Annotated in this window: 22 protein-coding genes; 7 read left to right on the top strand and 15 right to left on the bottom strand. The window is 21.7% G+C overall.

The features are described from left to right. Positions 1-11: 11 nt before the first annotated feature. From AAHM89_RS07190 to AAHM89_RS07175, 4 genes are all read left to right on the top strand, one after another. The gene (locus AAHM89_RS07190; RefSeq protein ID WP_338956719.1) at positions 12-1,166 is read left to right on the top strand and encodes a YitT family protein; all 1,155 of its coding nucleotides are present in this window, start codon (positions 12-14) and stop codon (positions 1,164-1,166) included. Between the two features lie 152 nt (positions 1,167-1,318). After that, positions 1,319-2,356, top strand: coding sequence for a DUF3137 domain-containing protein (locus tag AAHM89_RS07185; RefSeq protein ID WP_342265882.1), 1,038 nt, complete (start codon positions 1,319-1,321; stop codon positions 2,354-2,356). A gap of 30 nt (positions 2,357-2,386) precedes the next feature. Then, on the top strand, positions 2,387-3,463 hold the full coding sequence (locus tag AAHM89_RS07180) for a hypothetical protein (protein WP_342265881.1): 1,077 nt from the start codon (positions 2,387-2,389) through the stop codon (positions 3,461-3,463). 22 nt (positions 3,464-3,485) lie between these two features. Further along, the gene (locus AAHM89_RS07175; protein ID WP_342265880.1) at positions 3,486-4,373 is read left to right on the top strand and encodes a hypothetical protein; all 888 of its coding nucleotides are present in this window, start codon (positions 3,486-3,488) and stop codon (positions 4,371-4,373) included. A 210-nt stretch (positions 4,374-4,583) separates the two neighbouring features. Here AAHM89_RS07175 and AAHM89_RS07170 read toward each other — a convergent pair whose 3' ends face one another. From AAHM89_RS07170 to AAHM89_RS07140, 7 genes are all read right to left on the bottom strand, one after another. After that, complete coding sequence (locus AAHM89_RS07170; protein ID WP_342265879.1) at positions 4,584-4,868, bottom strand: hypothetical protein; 285 nt, start codon at positions 4,866-4,868, stop codon at positions 4,584-4,586. 130 nt (positions 4,869-4,998) lie between these two features. Next, positions 4,999-5,388 carry a hypothetical protein gene (locus tag AAHM89_RS07165; protein ID WP_342265878.1) on the bottom strand — a complete coding sequence of 130 codons (390 nt, stop codon included), beginning with the start codon at positions 5,386-5,388 and terminating at the stop codon, positions 4,999-5,001. A gap of 524 nt (positions 5,389-5,912) precedes the next feature. Beyond that, positions 5,913-6,137, bottom strand: coding sequence for a site-specific DNA-methyltransferase (locus AAHM89_RS07160; protein WP_342267301.1), 225 nt, complete (start codon positions 6,135-6,137; stop codon positions 5,913-5,915). Between the two features lie 14 nt (positions 6,138-6,151). Beyond that, a complete protein-coding gene (locus AAHM89_RS07155; RefSeq protein WP_342265877.1) occupies positions 6,152-6,646 on the bottom strand; it encodes a hypothetical protein in 495 nt (164 codons plus the stop codon). Between the two features lie 109 nt (positions 6,647-6,755). Beyond that, on the bottom strand, positions 6,756-7,775 hold the full coding sequence (locus AAHM89_RS07150; protein WP_342265876.1) for a hypothetical protein: 1,020 nt from the start codon (positions 7,773-7,775) through the stop codon (positions 6,756-6,758). A gap of 29 nt (positions 7,776-7,804) precedes the next feature. Next, positions 7,805-9,121, bottom strand: a complete 1,317-nt coding sequence (locus tag AAHM89_RS07145; RefSeq protein ID WP_342265875.1) for a hypothetical protein — start codon at positions 9,119-9,121, stop codon at positions 7,805-7,807. A gap of 1,095 nt (positions 9,122-10,216) precedes the next feature. Next, complete coding sequence (locus AAHM89_RS07140; protein WP_342265874.1) at positions 10,217-10,435, bottom strand: hypothetical protein; 219 nt, start codon at positions 10,433-10,435, stop codon at positions 10,217-10,219. A 206-nt stretch (positions 10,436-10,641) separates the two neighbouring features. Here AAHM89_RS07140 and AAHM89_RS07135 point away from each other — a divergent pair, with 206 nt between their 5' ends. Beyond that, complete coding sequence (locus AAHM89_RS07135) at positions 10,642-10,920, top strand: hypothetical protein (protein ID WP_342265873.1); 279 nt, start codon at positions 10,642-10,644, stop codon at positions 10,918-10,920. 2 nt (positions 10,921-10,922) lie between these two features. Here the strand turns inward: AAHM89_RS07135 and AAHM89_RS07130 are convergent, their stop codons facing one another. From AAHM89_RS07130 to AAHM89_RS07095, 8 genes are all read right to left on the bottom strand, one after another. Continuing rightward, positions 10,923-11,144 (bottom strand): hypothetical protein, encoded by a 222-nt coding sequence (locus AAHM89_RS07130; RefSeq protein ID WP_342265872.1) that lies wholly within the window; start codon positions 11,142-11,144, stop codon positions 10,923-10,925. 175 nt (positions 11,145-11,319) lie between these two features. Further along, positions 11,320-12,111 carry a hypothetical protein gene (locus tag AAHM89_RS07125; protein WP_342265871.1) on the bottom strand — a complete coding sequence of 264 codons (792 nt, stop codon included), beginning with the start codon at positions 12,109-12,111 and terminating at the stop codon, positions 11,320-11,322. 164 nt (positions 12,112-12,275) lie between these two features. Next, positions 12,276-13,253: an IS3 family transposase gene (locus AAHM89_RS07120; protein ID WP_342265776.1), complete on the bottom strand. Its 978-nt coding sequence runs from the start codon at positions 13,251-13,253 to the stop codon at positions 12,276-12,278. A gap of 74 nt (positions 13,254-13,327) precedes the next feature. Next, positions 13,328-13,567 carry a hypothetical protein gene (locus AAHM89_RS07115; protein ID WP_342265870.1) on the bottom strand — a complete coding sequence of 80 codons (240 nt, stop codon included), beginning with the start codon at positions 13,565-13,567 and terminating at the stop codon, positions 13,328-13,330. Then, positions 13,567-13,797, bottom strand: coding sequence for a hypothetical protein (locus AAHM89_RS07110; protein WP_342265869.1), 231 nt, complete (start codon positions 13,795-13,797; stop codon positions 13,567-13,569). Before AAHM89_RS07110 ends, AAHM89_RS07115 begins: the two co-directional genes overlap by 1 nt. An 85-nt stretch (positions 13,798-13,882) precedes the next feature. After that, positions 13,883-14,269 (bottom strand): hypothetical protein, encoded by a 387-nt coding sequence (locus AAHM89_RS07105; RefSeq protein WP_342265868.1) that lies wholly within the window; start codon positions 14,267-14,269, stop codon positions 13,883-13,885. A 313-nt stretch (positions 14,270-14,582) separates the two neighbouring features. Beyond that, entirely contained in the window at positions 14,583-14,735 is a 153-nt protein-coding gene (locus AAHM89_RS07100; RefSeq protein WP_158500808.1) for a hypothetical protein, read from the bottom strand. A gap of 14 nt (positions 14,736-14,749) precedes the next feature. Next, positions 14,750-15,052 carry a hypothetical protein gene (locus AAHM89_RS07095; protein WP_342265867.1) on the bottom strand — a complete coding sequence of 101 codons (303 nt, stop codon included), beginning with the start codon at positions 15,050-15,052 and terminating at the stop codon, positions 14,750-14,752. A 435-nt stretch (positions 15,053-15,487) separates the two neighbouring features. Between AAHM89_RS07095 and AAHM89_RS07090 the strand changes: the two genes are divergently transcribed. Both AAHM89_RS07090 and AAHM89_RS07085 read left to right on the top strand, forming a co-directional pair. Continuing rightward, positions 15,488-16,465 (top strand): IS3 family transposase, encoded by a 978-nt coding sequence (locus tag AAHM89_RS07090; protein ID WP_342265776.1) that lies wholly within the window; start codon positions 15,488-15,490, stop codon positions 16,463-16,465. Between the two features lie 47 nt (positions 16,466-16,512). Then, entirely contained in the window at positions 16,513-16,707 is a 195-nt protein-coding gene (locus AAHM89_RS07085) for a hypothetical protein (protein WP_342265866.1), read from the top strand. Positions 16,708-16,714 lie beyond the last annotated feature (7 nt).

The following is a 16,714-nucleotide window of genomic DNA, read 5'->3' as shown; positions in this document are numbered from 1 at the left end:
AGGAGTTTAATATGTCCAATAATTCAGAAGCAAAAAATAAAGATAAAGAGCCACCGTTAATTGTTGATGCCTTTACTTTTAAAAATATTGGTGTTAAACAAGAGATCCATTCTTCATGAAAAAACTTTAATTGAAAAATAACTTCCAAAAATTTATTATTAATTTTTATTGGTGCTTTTTTAACAACTGTTTCCTTTTTTTATTTTATTAATCGTGCTGGTTTATATACTAATGGTTTATCAGCTTTTGCACAATTAATAGCTAAATTTATTGCCTTATCCTATAATGGTAGTATTACTGAACAAGAAACAACGCAAGCATTTTGATTTTATCCAGTATATTTTCTTATTAATGGTCCTATCATTATTTGAGGATTATTCAAGGTTGGATTTCGTTTTACTCTTTATACTATCATTTATTTGTTATTTCAAAATGGAATTAACTTTTTGTTAACAGCAATTGATGCTCTTAAAAATTTTCAAGTTTTAGGTAATGAGCCATTAAAAGGTACTACAGATTATTGGCACTTAGTTTTACCCCGTACTTTTATTTTTGCTGCTTTAGGTGGATTAATTTATGGTGCTGGTATTGGTATTTTATTTAAAACTGGTGGATCTAGTGGTGGTATGGATTTTATTAGTACTTATATTTCTATGAAACGTAAATATTCAATTGCTACTATTATTAGAAATACTAATATTATTATTGTTGTTATTGTTTTAATTCTTGATGGGACTTTTTTACAGAAAACTAGTCTTGTTGATAATTTTTTAGTTAGACCTTATTTTATGTCAACGCTTGTTTATATTTATGTAGCAGCTTTTGTTATGAATAGAGTTTATCCAAAATATATGTTGATGAGTGTCTTTATTATTTCTAATGAATTAGAGCAAATCCGTAATGATATTTATCGAAATAATTATTTACGTGGTGGTAATGTTTGAAATGTGAAAGGTTTGTATTCAGGTAATGAATATAAAATGATGATGACAACAATGTCATTATTAGAATATAATTTTTTTAAAACAAAAATAGTTCGAATTGATCCTAAAGTTTTTATGGTAGCAGTTCCTGCAAAATATATGCATGGTGGTAATGCAGGTAAACCTCCACAAAATGCACCTGTTAATATTACTGAAATTAATGATTTTTTAGAAAAAAACTAATAATATATATGTTATAATGTAATTAGTTTTATAATAGTAGGTTTTTAGACTTCTAAATAGATTATTACATCTATAGTTAGTCTTTTTCTATTTTTTTATAAAACAAAATTAATTATAAGCTATATTAAGAATTAAAAAAGAATGGAATAATTATGAAACATAATTTATCGCCAAAGGTTGTAAATGAGATTGTTAATAATATTCATACTGACTATAATAATAGTAGTAATCATTGATGAATTAAATTAATAAATAATCGTTTATGAATTAGTTTATGAATTATTACTACCATTATTGCTCTAATTGCTATTGGTGCTAGTATTGGTATTAACAAATCATCATTTATTAAAAAACCATTTACCATTATTAGTATTATTGGATTCATTGTTGGATGCTTTTTATTAGTGCAGAGTTTTGTATTAAAAACTAAAATTCATGAAAAATTAATAGAAGAATTACCAATTATTAACTATTATCAATGAGTTATTAAAGATAATAATTCACAAATGAATTTAACAACTATTAGTGATTATTGAACAATTGAACCACAAGGTAATTTACCTTTAGATGAACAACTTAATTATTATAATTATTGCGAACAAGTAATGATAGGAAGTATTAATGGTCAAAATTTTAACTATGGAAGTATCATTAACCAAAAAGTTATGTATGAGACAAGTTCTGGATATAATAGTGCTGCTCAAGTTATTGAAACAGAAAAAATTACTTGTTATTATGCACGTTTTGTTTATTATACAACTATTATTAGGAATAATAATTTTACAATGACATTAACACCACGTAATATATTTTCAAAAAAATTTCGTAGTAAAAAGAAAGTTCAATTAGAATCACATTTATTTGAAGATTTATTTGAAGTAAAATGTGATAATCAAATTAAATTAAGATTAATTTTAGAACCAAAAGTAATGAATTTACTTAATGAATTTGCTTATAGTTTAGGAAATAAGGATTTACCAGTTATTCACATAGAAAATGAACAATTAACATTAAGTTGAAAATATGAATTAGGAAAAAATCCTTATAATGATGGAAAAGGCAAATTGATGGTTTTACCCACTACTACTAATCTTGAAAAGTTTATTAATAAATTATTAGCAATGATTAGTAAAGATATTTTAAATTTAACGCAAGCACAAATGTGAGTTAATAGCTTACAATTATTATAATAATAATTTAAAAATAAGGTAGATAAAATTATGAATAACTATCAATTATTAAAATCAAGTTGAAAATGATTTAACAATAAATATTTGATGCAGACGATCTTATGAATATTGTTAACAATTTGTTTGATTATTTGTGCAATTTTATGAGAAGTTAAAAGTAGTATTTTTAATAAAATTTTAACATTTGATTTTTTTAATAATGCTAGTATTACTGATGAAACTATTATTACTTTAAAAACTTATTTATATATTGCTATTTTTAGTAGTTGTATTGCAAGTAATACTTTAATATTTATTCAAATCAGATGTTGAATGAAAAAATATATTGAAAATAAATATAAGGTAATTTCAAATTTTGAAAATAATTTTTTTATTTTTAAAGCTTTATTAGTATTAAATGTTGCTAGAAACATTACTTATATTTTTTGTTTTACTAATGTTTTTACCACATTATTTGTTTTAACTTATTGATTTTGTTATTTTATTATTTATATTATTTTAGAAAAAATATTAGAAGAAAAAAATCAGATTCTTGGTAATCCTTGATGAAAAGATATAGAAAAACGATCATTATTTATTATTTTAGGTTTTGAAGTTTTATATTTAATTGTAAAAAATTCAATTTTGAATTTTACTAAGGGTACTATTAACATTGATCAAGTTTTAAAGTACTTTATTCCCGCTAGTTCTTTAGCATTAATATTAGCAGTCTTCATTCAAAGTTTAGTTAAAAATGATGTTAAAACTATTTTAAATAATATTAAAAATGTTAAAACCAAAGTTGATGATTTTAAAATATTTTATAATTGAGATTATAAAAATATCATTAGTGATTTTCTATTTGTTAAAGAAGCACCATTAATTATTCGAAATGAATTAAAACAAAAAGTATTAACTAATGAAGAAAAAAATAAAATATTTGAACTTTTACATGAAATTTATCAATTTCTAATATTTGTTGAAAAACAAAATATTAAAGTTAGTGAGTTGAAATATATTTATTATCATTTATTTTATGAAATAAAAAACCGTGATGAAATTTCACAAATTAAAAATAGAATTATTAATACAAAAAAGAAAAATTTGAAGATAATACTAAAAAAGTAGTGATTATCTAAGGAAGTTTATTATGAAAAAAATATTAAAAATTATAAGTGTTTTTGCATTTACTAGTATTACTAGTATTAATATTAGTGCATGTGATGTTTTTCACAATTCATCAGTTGATTATCAGCAATTATTAGAAGATGCTGCAAATTTAATTGCTAATAATACTTATCCCAATTTTAATAATTTTTTAAAACCCGAAAATAAAAATCATGTTTTTGATTTTAAAAAATTAATTGAAGACAATATTAGTAACTTGTTTAATACTGCTCCAGAAGATTTTAGTAATATTACTTATGAAATTACTAATGGTCAAGATGAAATAAAAAAAATTAGTACTACTAATATTAAAATTCATTTAGCTGTTTATAATAATTCTACGGTAAAAGATTGTAGTTTTGATGCTAATTTTAGTCCATTACAAGATTATATAAATGAAAAATTAGAACCATTAGTTAATGGAACACAATATTTATCAATTAACAAAAAAGACAGTGGTGGATTTTATAATGACTTAGTTACTGCTGGTGCTACTTTTAAAAGGGAAGAAAAAAATCAAAAAGAACAATATTTAAGAAATAATTCAGATAAAGCTAAAAATTTTTGAAAATTATTTCAAGAGTGAATTCCTTCTGAAGAAGTGAAAAACCCTTTACTTGGTAATATTTTAGTTTCATTATTAAATTTTATTCCAAAAAAACCCTTTACTTGGTTAACTTTTGATAATTTTAAACCATATTTGTTAAATGCTGGCGGTTATAATAATGTTATTGCTATTACTGGCAATAAAAAATTTGGTGATAAATATTATGATTATATAAAAATTGGATTAGAGGGTAAAAATTCAAAGGATATTGCTTTTGGTAATAAATATGAAGGTTTAACTTTTATTTTTACTACTAATAGTTAATTAATAAATTTTTAGTTCTTTTTTAAAAAGATAAAAATTAATAATAAAAATTACTTTTATAACTAATTTTGTATTAAAAAAATTAAAAAAATATAGACAAGTTATAAAACACATGCTATTATTTTTTCATACCTTTTTAGGTTAAATAATATATGCGACTAAAGGAAGTAGTTTCACGTAATAATATATTACTGGATGCTACTTTTTATTTTAAAAAAGTAGCAACTTAAGAAAATTATTATTATATATGAAAGAAGTGTTTAAAATGTCTCCTTTATTTACAGGTAATCAAAATCTTAATATTCGTAGAATGTCTGACGATAGTGCAATAAGTTTATTGGGTTCAAGTGGTGATTTTTCTAGCATATCTAATTTAACATTTTCAGGTATTTTAATTCTAAAATTATGTCGTATTAATTTGTCAACTGTACCACTTTTATATTTTTTAAAAGTTGTAATCGGTGGTGATGACTTAATTTTTTTTTCTTTTTCCATCTTTTTATCCTCCTTTTTTGGAAATTTTTATCCTTTAAAATTTATTAAATTTAAAAAGCCAAAATTACTACTCATTATACATTTTGGCTTTGCCAAAATATTTCAAAAATTTCATTTTTATTCTGTCTAATTAATCATCTTTTTTTGGAAATTTATTACCATTAAAATATTTTAAATTTTCTTGGTATATTTGTTTTAGTTCTGCTTTTTTAATTAAAACTTGCTTATCCATTTCTAATAAAAAAGGGTGCAGTTTTTCTCAATTAACCTCATCCTCAATTTTTCCATCTTTATTTTTAATATAAAAGTTTTGATTTTTAAAAATTGTAATAAAACAATAATCTTTGTTATATTGTAATTTAAAATATTTGCTATTTATATTAATGCTTGCATAAGGATACAATAAATTTTTTATCCTTAACTCAATTCATTTATTACCTTTAATATCATAATAAGGTTTTGTTAAAATTAAATTATTTGTCATAACTTGATAACTTATATATTTTTCTGTTTCTTTCATTTTGATAGTTCCTTTCTCTATAAAATTATTTTTAATCTTTTTTTAATTTTTAATGTTATAAAATAGAAAATTGGTAAACATATTGTGTTCGTAATTAATATTCCGATAATTATTTGTTCTATACTTAAAACTCCAAGATTTAATCAAAAAAGAACAAAATCAATCGGAAGATAAATAATTATGTTTGATAATAAAATAAGAATAATTTTAATACTATGATTTATTTTTATTCAATTAATTAGTTTAATTAAAACTGCTAATAAACCTGTCCCAATATTTCAACATAATGATCCCACAGTAAAACCTCATAATGTTAAATCTGATAGAAAATGTCCCATAAATCCAATTAACAAACACCAATATCAATTTAAAATAACTCCACTTATAAAAATAGGAATTAAAAATAACGGGATTGATGTTCTTGGAATAATTTGGATTCGCATAGTTTGCGATAATACAACCATCATTGCAATTAAAACTGCGACATAATTTATGTTTTTGATTAATTGAAAATTCTTCATTTTTTAAAAATTTAATTTAAGTTGTATTTTCTTTAATCGTTTTTGTATCATTGCAAAGTAATTATTATTTATTTCACAACCCAGTCATTTTCGGTTTAACTGTTCACAAGCATACGCAGTTGTACCACTTCCCATAAAAGGATCGAAAATTAAATCATTTTCTTTGCTATATTTTTGAATTAAATCGTAAAATATATTTAGTGGCTTCTCTGTTGGGTGTTCTGTTATTTTATAAGCTGATCCTACTGGGTTTTTAAATATTGTTTTTTTATTTTCATAGTTATTTTGATAATTTGGAATTTGGTTTTTTTAGAGTAAATAATCATACAATATTCTTTATCTTGCAAAATAAAATTATTAGTTGGCATTGGGTTTGTTTTTTCTCAAAAATAAAAATCAAAATTCATATTATTTTTATAAACCCAATCTAAATAATCTTTAATTTGTCATCTATTCATTCAAATTAACATAAATTTAGTTTTTGAAATTCGATAAAACTCATCTAAATAATTATTTATATCAAATGAATTATGTAAATTATTATCATAGATAGCACTAATATATTTATTTATACTTTTTGATATTCTATTTTCATTTATTTGCTTGTTTTTTCTTTTTGGTAAATTATATAAATAGGGTGGATCAGTTAAAATTAAATCAACGCTATCATTTTCTAAACTTTTAATAAAAGTTAATGCGTCACCATTTATTAATTTTCCTAAATTCGTTTTAAACATTTTTATCCTCCTTTTTTGAATTTTTTAGTTGTTTTTTACTAAAAAAGCAAAAATTTAACAAAATTCTTCATAAAAAATTAAAAAAAACAAGTAAATTTACTTGTTTTTTTTAATTATCTTTTTTTCCAAATCCTGCTTTTTCTTTTTTGTTTGTTTGAATTTTAATACGATATCTTTCAAATCCAGAAACAAAAAATAACCCTTGTCCTTTTACGCTACGAGCAATATAATCTTGTTCTGCTGATGTTAATCCGCCATAACTTTTATATAAATTAACAACTTTTTCTAGGTCATTAGGTTTTAACCCCATAATAAACGAATATTGACTATTATTAATAATTGCTGTTGTTTTCTTTAAAATTGTTTCATTTTCTACAAAATCAGCGATGTTTTGTGTTGCCACAACCAAAGCACCATTATATTTCCGAATTCGCTTTGTCATTTGATACATAAAATTTAAGGCAACTGGATTATCTTTATCGATTGCTAAATGAGCCTCATCAACAATTATTACAATTTGATTATTATCTTTAAAACGATTTTCTTTTACTTCTTTTTTAATAATATTTAGCATTAAAATTAATTGTGCTGCGTTTGTTTTTTTGTCATCTAAATCAAACAAATTATAAACATCATAAACAATAAAGTTGTTATTAAATTTTATTGTTGTGTGACCATTTCAAAGTGCTTGATATTTTCCATCATTTAAAAAATCAGTTGCTATTAAATCCATAAATTCTTTTAAAAGTTGATTTTTATTGTTTTTATATTCTTTTTCTAATAAATAATAAAAATCATTCATAATTGGAAAATCCTTATTATTAATTTTATTAATGTCAATATTATTTGTAATTTTAAATTGATGATATAATAATTTCAAATATTTTGTTAATAAATTAATTTCTCGCCCGTTAAAATCAGGATAAAGCGTTTTGAATCATTGTTCTAAAAATCGTAAATGATTGGATAGGGGCGATGAATTGGTATTTTCTAATTCATCAATAAAGTTATTATCTAAAATTTGTAGGGGGTTTATTTTTCCTATCGAAGCATCTCCTGCATCAATTCAATTTCCATCATAATATTTGCATAATTCTTGGTATTCTCTTTCAGGGTCAATAACAATCACTTTCCGCCCCATCTGAATATGATAATTTATTATTTTTTTAACAAATATGTTTTTCCCATTCCTGATGAACCAAGAATAAACATATTATGGTTTGTTCTTTTACTGGTAATTTTAAATTGATCTAACAATACAACATTTCCCATATTATTTATTCCTAAGTACATTCCTTGTTTATCATATAAGCCACTATCAATAAATGGAAATGATGCTGCTAAGGTACTTGTTGGCATTTCTCGGCCATATTTTTTTATTATGACCTTATTATTATAGGGAATAAAACCTTTTAAACCATTAAATTGTTGATATCACAATGGATTAAGTTTAATATACATTTCTTTTAATGCTTTTGTTAATCGTGTTTGTGTTTGTAGTAATGTTTTTTTATTTGTTCCATAATTTAAAAATAAAATATTAACATTTTTTAATAATTCACCACCACCATTAACCTCATCAATTAAATGATAGTATGTTTCTAATTCATAGTTATTTTCATTTGTATTAACATATGATTTTGTCATTACTTGTCTTGTTTGGGTTGTTTGAATGGCACTGTTGATTGCTTTTTTTGTTTCATCATAATTTAAAGGATTTATATTTCAAATAATAGTTTGCTCATTTGAAAATAAACATGCTCCTCATAAATCGTTAATAAATAAAGGATAGTCCTGAATGGTATTAATTGAATAATATAAATCATTTGCTATAAAATAATTTTTTTTAATATTTAGGTAGTTAAATTGCAATAATTTTGCTAAATTATCTTTATTTTTATTAAAATCTGTTTTATTTAATGGTTTTTCATACGGATTTCACATTAATTTTAAGATTTTTGTTATTTCGTAATTAGATAAAGTATTACAATTAATTTTTCCTTTATATAATTTATCTTCTAAAAATAATATTTTTTCATTTAAATCTTTTTGATTATTTTCATATACAAAAATAAAAAAACATTTTTCAGTTTTAATTTCATCGTTTATTTTAATTAATTCTTTTTTTAAAAAAGCAATATTATTTTTAATTTGTTTTGTAATTTTTACAAATTGATTAAAACTAATTTCATTGTTTTTATAACGAGTTTGCGTTTTATTAATTTGTTTTTGTAAATATTTAATGTTTTCATCAAAATTTAATGGTAATTCTAACTTTAAAAAAGTTATTGGAAAATTAGCAAATTTAAAAACATCTTGCAAGTCTCGTAATCTTAATATTTGCTCTTCGCCACTTAATAAAGTGATATCGAATCCCTTTATTTTAATTGCTCCAATTAAAGTTTTTTTTAAATTACCCTTTAAAATTCCGTGTGTTGCAATATAATTATCATCAATAACTTTATTATATGGCACCAGTAAACTAGTTTTGTTTTTACTATATTTCTTATAACTAAATAGGAAATTTATTTTATAATATAAGCATTGTCATCCTTTTAAATTAGTCTTTTTATTTGTAATAATTAGTGGTAAGCTAATTAAAATCATGATTGATGATGATAATAATTTTATTCATAGTTTTCATTGAAAACCAAATATAAACATAATTGTTAATCCAACTCAAACAGCAATTATCAAAACATCTGTTATTGTTATATTGCGTCAAAATCGATATTTGGCGTCTTTTAGTTTTTTTTGGTATTACATTTTTCATATTTTGCACCTCTTTCTTTTAATTAAAAAACGGCATTTAAAATGCCGTTTTAAAAACTATTTTTAATTAATTAATTAAAAATATTATATATTATTTTATAATAAAATTTTTTTTAACTTTCATTGCTAATTTGCCCCTTAAAATGCGTAATAAGGGTATTAAATAAAGGGGTAATAAATATTTCATTAAAATAATTAACTAAATAAAATTATAAGCACTATTGTTAGTAGTATTTGTATACAAAAAAAAGTTCAAAAAATAAAATCAAATTTAGTTTTCTTTCTCATTTTTTTATTTTTCATATTTTGTACCTCTTTCTTTTTTTTCCTTGCTTGAATTTGCCTAATTTTTTGATATTATTTTAGTATGATATTGATAAAAGAATTATGACTTTGATTTATTATTGGTTTTTTTATTAGTTTTTCTTATAATTTATTTACTTTTTTTATTTATAATTTAATAAAAAATAAAAAAAATAATATTTCAATTTGAATAACTAACCATTTAAAAAAATATTGTGTTAAAGGATGAAAAAAATTTGGCATGTCTGCTATATTAAATCTTGGTATTATGATTATAATATTTGTTATTGAGTATATTTTACTATATTCTATTTTAGAATCAATTAAAAGGGCTAGTCCTAATTTTAATAAAGATATAATTTATAATAATTGGAATAATTTTCAATGAATAATTGTTAATTTTCTAAAAATACATATTATTGAATTTTGAATTATTTGTATTTCTCTTCATACACTAATACATTTTGGTTTTATTTGATATTTATATAATAAAAACTAAATTGTACCATAGTGTAAAATTATTAAATTTCCTATAAATTCAAAACAAAAAAATATCGTCAATATAAAAGCATATAATAATTTTAATAGATCTCTTTTAGTTGGATAATCAGGATTTTTGATATTTTTCTTGTCTTCTTTAACAGTTCATTTTCAAAATAGAATAATAATTCCTAAATGTAATAATACAAATAAAATAATTAATATAGGTTTCATATTTAACACCTCTTTCTTTTTACATTTAAAAACAACAATTTTAATTGTTGTTTTTAAAAATTTTATTTATTTATTTTGTTTTTACTTTTTTTATTTTCTTTTTTGCCTCCAATTTTTTTATTTAATTGATTTTTAATGATAATGTCGTATTCTTTATATTTATCGTTTTGTTATATAATTAATTTAATAGTTTGGAGGTAAAATATATGCCGATAAATTTTGAGAATTTGAAACCATACAGAATTGATTATGATTCATTATTTAGTTTATTGAATAATTTTAAAATATTTGATCAAAAAAATATACAGGAATCATTCTTTAAAAAGTGAAAAGAAGAATTAATAAAACATGATCAAATTATTATAGAACAATTTTATACATATGGAAAAAATAAAATTTTAGAGTTATTTTCGATACATAATGAATTCGAAAACTTTTATATTCCTTTTTTATTTTCTGAATTTATCATTTTTAAATGAACATAAATTTAAATTTTAGTTGTATTTAAATTTAATAACCGCCGAGTTTTTATTTCTATTATTTTTTTTCAATCTATTTTCCAATCAAAAACTAAATTATTAATATTTATTGGTTTACCAATAAAAAACCCTTTTTCTTGAATTTTATAATTTGTTTCCTTATTAGTACTTAAAAAACTTGTTTTAAATTTATATAAATTTAAAATATTTTTCATTTTTTTATTTTTCATATTCTACACCTCTTTCTTTTAAATTAAAAACGGCATTTAAAATGCCGTTTTAAAAACTATTTTTATATAAATAAATATATATAAAAAAATATAATAAAATATCTTTCATTGCTAATTTTCCCCTCAAAATCCTTAATAATGGCATTAACTAAAAGGGGGAGCAAAAAGATATTATTTATTGTTTCTTTGTTTTATTTTTCTTTTTACTTTTTTTCCTTTCTATTTTACCCCCAATTTTTTTATTTAATTGATTTTTAATGATAATTCAAGTTATAAATCCACCAACTATCCCACAACTAATCAAAGTCATAAAAAATAAATTAACTGGTTTTTTAAAAAACTTTTTTCAACCACTTTCATTATTTTTATTATGTTTGTTAGGATCTGGTTGTTTGTTTGGTTTTTCTGGTTTATTTGGATTATTATTCTCTTCATTCCCATTATTTTCGTTATTTCCATTTGGATTATTAGGAGTGTTAGGTATTATTCCCTCTGTTGGGGGAATTTCATTTGGTTTGTTGGGGGCATTTTCTGTTATTGGGTTGTTTATTAATTTATATGAAACATTCCCAACTGCTTTTAAACTATTATCCAAAGCATAAATAGTAATTTTTAACTCACTATATTTATTTTCTTGAATCTTTTTCATAAATTCCTGTAATTCATTATCATTAATATTAATGTTTTTGCCATTTAATCCTTGTAATGATATTTGATAATCAATATCTTGTTTCAAGATTTCATCTAATTTATTAATTTTAAAACCTTGCTTAATATATTCCATAATATAATTATTTAAAATATCATCTTTTGTTTTATATTTAAAATTATATTCTTGATTTTGATATTTAATTTTACTTAAATCAATTACTTTATTTTCATCATAATTTAAGTTATTAATAACTTTAAATTGGTTTGTTTCACCAATTAACAACATTGATGTATTTAGTGCTTTGATTTTTAGCATTATTTCTTTTGTTTGTTCTTGCTGATTAGTTATTAATTGGTTTAAATCATCATCAGTTAATTTCTGTCATTGGTTATTTTTATATATTTGAATAATATAATCTTTATTTATTGTTGCTAATGGTGGTTGGCCCTTAATTACTGGACCATTTTTGATATAAAATTCTAAATTTTAATTTGTAAAATTGGTGGTTTTAGAAATTTAGAATGTATTCTTTCATAATTATAAAACATAACATATTGATTTACATCATTTATAGCTTCATTGATGGATAAATATTGATTTGATCCTTTAGGTAGTCATTCTTGAGATAAATGAGAAAATCAGTTTTCAGATAATACATTACCACCAATATCATAAGGTTGTTTTTTGCTTAAAATTATTTGTTTATCCTCTGCTCATTTTGTGATATCCTGACAATAAAATTCGTTGGCGTTATCTGAATGTAAAATAACATTTTTTACTTGATTTCAAGAAAATTGTTTGTTGATTTTTTCAAGAGCAGGAAGAATTAAATCCTGATATGATTTATTAGGAGCAATATTATAACTAACAACATTATTTGAATAAAAATCAATAATTACAAAAAGATATAATCATCCTTCTTTAGTATTTATTTGTTTAGTGTCCATTGATCAAATTTGATTTGAAGAGGTTGTACTTTTATAATCTTTGTTTACTTTATCCATTGTAGGTATTCACTTATTTGGATTTTTTTTGTTTTTAGGATAGTTATTTTTAGTTTGTTTTAATCCTTGAATATTGTGTTCTTTCATAATTTTTCGCATTTGTTTTATTGATAATTCTATATTTAAAATGATATTTTTTTCTTGTTTTAATCACTCTTTAAAAGCTGAAAAAATTCTTAAATATCCATAAATTCTGCCTTTTCTTGTAGAATGAAATTCGATTAAAAGTTGGCATATTTTTTGATATTTATGATTGCATTTAATAATATGATTTTCTTCTTTTTTAATAGGTTTTTGTTTATTTTTTAAAAAGTAATATGTTGATCTGTTTAATTGAAGATATTGACATAGGTTTCTAATTGAATATTGATTTTTACAATCATCAATAATTTTAATTTTTTCTTTGATATTTAATTTGTTAATTACTAATGCTATTTGTTTAATTTTATCCATTAATAAAAATCCTTTCAGGTTAAAATTAGTGTTAATTATATAACACAATTGTTTTTAGAATACATTCAGGTTTTTTAAATTAATGGTCTAGTAAAAAGGGCTAAGTGGCAAGTGGTTACCAAATTTGATGTATTTATGTAAAAATAATGAAAATCACTATTGATTGATTGATTAATAATTTTACAATCTTTAAAAATTTCATAATTTTTAAAATCTATTATTTTTCCTTTAAAAATAATATGTTGACAACTTCAAACTTCAATATTTAAATTTTTATTATAAATTTCAATTCAATCTTTTAATTTATATGTCATTATTTTTCCTCCTTTGGTTTTAAATAATATTGTTTTAAAAATTCTCTAACCTTTATCATACAATCTGAACTGCATACATAAGCACCTAAATATTGTCATTCTCATTTTTTATTACAAATGGTACATTTATATTTTGATTTATATAATCTAATTCCCATTTCACGCATTTTAGGCAGTTGTTTTTCATAAAACATTGGTTCTAAAATTGGTGTAAACAAACCTCTACCCATGATTTTTGATATTAACTAATTTTCCTAAAATACTTGCTTCTCCACTAGTCATTATTTCGCATCCTTACTAGGTAATTTGGCATAATTATTCCTCTAAACTTTCATATTTTTTATATTTAATAATACATCTAATATCTAAATTTAATATATTTCCATAATCTGAACAATTTTCATCATGTTCAAATTCATTAACTACTTTAAATAAATTATTATCATCGCAAAACTCCTCTGATTCACATTCATTACATTCAATATAGTGTAAAGTTATATCACTTTTCTTTAATTGATTATGCCGATACATTTCTAATTTATCTCTGTCTGCTAACAAGATTCCATATTTTTTATCTTTTTCAGCAAGTTCTTTTTCATATTTATTTATTAAATCTTCTAATGTTTTTAATGCTAAAGCACTATTACATAATTTAATTTCTTGTTTTATTTTTACAATTAATTCTTTAACTATTTCTGTCATTATTAAATTTCCTCCAAATTTTCTAATATTTCACAACATTTTAAATAACTAAGCGATCATCTAAAAACTTAAATAAAAAACAAAATAAAATAAGAGTCACAAACAAACATATTTATCTATTTTTTCTTTTTAAAAATATATGGATTTTTTGCAAAAATACAATAAACATTTGTGCATCATAAATGTTTATTATCACCATCTATTTTTGATCTACATTTAGGACAACTTTTCCTCATTATTTTTATCTCCTTTATTTTTTATTTATCAAAAATAAAAAACTAACTAATTTTAATAAATAATTGGTTTAATTTTTTTATCGTATTTGATTTAAAATATTTTCAATATTATTAACTTTATCAATTAAAGCTTCCATAATTTGTTCTAAATTGCTTAAATTGTTTTCTGTTGTTGTTTTAATCTCGTTAATTAAATCGCTAATTGTATTTTTGATATTATTTTCAACCATATAATTTCTCCTTTCTAATTTTTGATATTAATAATTCATCATTTATTTTTCTTAAAAATTAATTTTTTAATAATTTGATGGTTATTTTTGCATTGTAAAGTCAAAAATCAAAGATTATAACTTATTTTTTGTTTGTTAATAAATTCTAATCTTGCTAAACAATGCCGAGCATACTTTTTACAATATCAGCCACCTTTTTTGCTTTTGGTCAATTTTGTAAAGTACTCATTGATATAACACTGACATTGATTAATTAATCCTGTCTTATTTGCTAATTTAATTTTTAACTCTTTTCAACAGAGTTCTTTTAAAGACACTTTCAAAACCTCCTTATAAATAGTAAGATTTCTAAATTTTTTTATTGTGGAACACTTACCCTTTAACCATTGCGGGTTAAAGATTTATCCCCAAACCACAATAACTCTTTTATATTGCCTAAAAGAATTGCCTCCATTATGTCGTAGCGGTACGGCCACCCCTATATTGTTTATCCTCGCTTGCTTGGTTTTACGACATTCCAAGTAGGAGAGTTTTATTCGGTTGGTTTTGCTGTTATTTTCTTAAACTAAGCAAGGTTAACGACAATTTTAACCTAATTAAAAAAGATAGAATTTTATATCTATCTTTTTCTTAGTTGCCACTTGCCACTTAGCCCTTTTTACTAGACCATTAATTTAAAAAACCTGAATGTATTCTAAAAACAATTGTGTTATATAATTAACACTAATTTTAACCTGAAAGGATTTTTATTAATGGATAAAATTAAACAAATAGCATTAGTAATTAACAAATTAAATATCAAAGAAAAAATTAAAATTATTGATGATTGTAAAAATCAATATTCAATTAGAAACCTATGTCAATATCTTCAATTAAACAGATCAACATATTACTTTTTAAAAAATAAACAAAAACCTATTAAAAAAGAAGAAAATCATATTATTAAATGCAATCATAAATATCAAAAAATATGCCAACTTTTAATCGAATTTCATTCTACAAGAAAAGGCAGAATTTATGGATATTTAAGAATTTTTTCAGCTTTTAAAGAGTGATTAAAACAAGAAAAAAATATCATTTTAAATATAGAATTATCAATAAAACAAATGCGAAAAATTATGAAAGAACACAATATTCAAGGATTAAAACAAACTAAAAATAACTATCCTAAAAACAAAAAAAATCCAAATAAGTGAATACCTACAATGGATAAAGTAAACAAAGATTATAAAAGTACAACCTCTTCAAATCAAATTTGATCAATGGACACTAAACAAATAAATACTAAAGAAGGATGATTATATCTTTTTGTAATTATTGATTTTTATTCAAATAATGTTGTTAGTTATAATATTGCTCCTAATAAATCATATCAGGATTTAATTCTTCCTGCTCTTGAAAAAATCAACAAACAATTTTCTTGAAATCAAGTAAAAAATGTTATTTTACATTCAGATAACGCCAACGAATTTTATTGTCAGGATATCACAAAATGAGCAGAGGATAAACAAATAATTTTAAGCAAAAAACAACCTTATGATATTGGTGGTAATGTATTATCTGAAAACTGATTTTCTCATTTATCTCAAGAATGACTACCTAAAGGATCAAATCAATATTTATCCATCAATGAAGCTATAAATGATGTAAATCAATATGTTATGTTTTATAATTATGAAAGAATACATTCTAAATTTCTAAAACCACCAATTTTACAAATTAAAATTTAGAATTTTATATCAAAAATGGTCCAGTAATTAAGGGCCAACCACCGTTTTTGGAAATTTTATACCAACCGAATATTTTACGCGGTCAAAATAAACTTAGTAACCACAAAGATTACCAATTTTTAAAAGAAAGATATAAATTAAAAATTGATAAAAAACAAGAAAATTCAAATGAATTTCAATTTTATTTAATTGATTCAACTGAGATTGAAATTGAAAGACCAACTAAAAAAAACTACAGTTAGAATATTT

This window comes from Spiroplasma endosymbiont of Villa modesta, from assembly GCF_964030925.1.
Taxonomy (GTDB): domain Bacteria; phylum Bacillota_I; class Bacilli_A; order Mycoplasmatales; family VBWQ01; genus Spiroplasma_E.
This window is presented reverse-complemented; position numbering and strand designations above follow the sequence as displayed.